The 1,631-nt window shown below is 61.3% G+C and carries 1 protein-coding gene; it reads left to right on the forward strand.

Features of this window, described 5'->3' with window-relative positions; genetic code table 11:
• A partial coding sequence (locus WCB02_RS35615) for a PAS domain-containing protein (RefSeq protein WP_423966153.1) occupies nucleotides 1-1,631 on the forward strand: 1,631 nt, incomplete at both ends.

Consider the following 1,631-nt stretch of genomic DNA (forward strand, 5'->3'; position numbering starts at 1 on the left):
TCGCTTTTCCATTTCGCGCTGCGCGAGGGCGGCCTTCTCCTTCTTGGCACCTCGGAGACGGCGGGCAACGCCACCGATCGCTTCGAGGTGATCTCCAAGCAGGAGCGGCTCTATCGGCACATCGGTCGCAGCCGACCGGGCCAACTTGGCTTTTCGCTGAGAGGCGGTGATGGCGTGCGGGTCCCCGCGCGCCCGGCACAAGGCCAATTGCCCTCGCGCCAAGCCGCTCTCGCCGACCTTTGCCGACGGCTGGTAATGGAGACCTACGCGCCGGCGGCGGTCCTGATCAACCGCAAGCACGAGTGCCTCTATTCCTTGGGACCGACAGACCGTTACCTGCGCGTGGCGCCGGGACACCCTACTCAGGATTTGCTCGCCATGGTGCATCAGGGGATGCGTACCAAGCTAAGATCGGCAATCCAGTTGGCCAGCCAAGAGAATGTAAGAATTGTCGTCCCCGGCGGGCGGACGAACCACGGCGGCAATCCAGGCACTTTCAGCATCGCTGTACAGTCGGTCCTGAGCGAAGGCGAGGAGCTGCTGTTGATTTGCTTCATCGACGAGCCGACGCAGGAGCGCAGACGACGTCGCCCGACCGCTTCGGGGGACGTTCCGCGGGTCGCCGAGCTTGAGCGGGAACTGGAAGCCACCAGAACCGAGCTCGAAGGTGCCAGCCGAAACCTTGAGATTTCGAACGAAGAGCAGAAGGCGGCCAACGAAGAAGCATTGTCCAACAGCGAGGAATACCAAACGACGAACGAGGAGCTACTGACGTCGAAGGAGGAATTGCAGTCGCTCAACGAGGAACTTACCGCCCTCAATAGCCAGCTCCAGGAAACCCTGGAGCGGCAGCGTACGACCTCCAATGATCTGCAAAATATCCTGTACAGCACCGATGTCGCGACAGTCTTCCTCGACACCGACCTGAATATCCGCTTCTTCACGCCGGCCACCAAGTCGCTCTTCCATGTCATTCCCGGCGACGTCGGGCGGCCGCTCGCAGACCTTAGCTCGCTGGCGGCCGACAACGCTCTTCTGGCGGATGCCCGAACGGTGCTGCAAACCCTCGCGCCGATCGAGCGAGAAATCGAAGCTCAGAGCGGCGCCTGGTACATCCGTCGCGTGTTGCCCTACCGCACCCAGGACAAGGGCGTGGACGGCGTCGTCATCACCTTTGTCGAAATCACCGAGCGCAAGCACATAGCGGAGGCGCTGGAAGCAGCGGAGCGGCGAGCTGAGCTGGCCAATGCCGCTAAATCACGGTTTCTCGCTGCCGCGAGCCATGACCTGCGGCAGCCGCTGCAAACGCTCAAGCTAGTGCAAGGCATCTTGGCCAAGAAGATCAAGGAGAACAAGAACGACGAAGCCTTGCAGCTGGTCACACGGCTCGACGAGGCGGCGGCCGCTATGGCGGGCATGCTGAACGGGCTGCTTGACATAAACCAGATCGAGGCTGGCATTGTCCACGCCGAAATGGTCAGTTTCCCAATCAAGGGTTTGCTTGACCGATTGAGAGATGAGTTCGCCTATCACGCGCAAGCAAAGCGGCTTGCCTTGCACGTGGTCTCGTGCGGCCTTTCGATACATAGCGACCCGCGTCTGCTCGAGCAGATGATCCGCAACCTGCTTGC

The sequence above is a fragment of the Bradyrhizobium sp. genome, from assembly GCF_049581145.1.
Classification (GTDB): Bacteria; Pseudomonadota; Alphaproteobacteria; order Rhizobiales; family Xanthobacteraceae; genus Bradyrhizobium.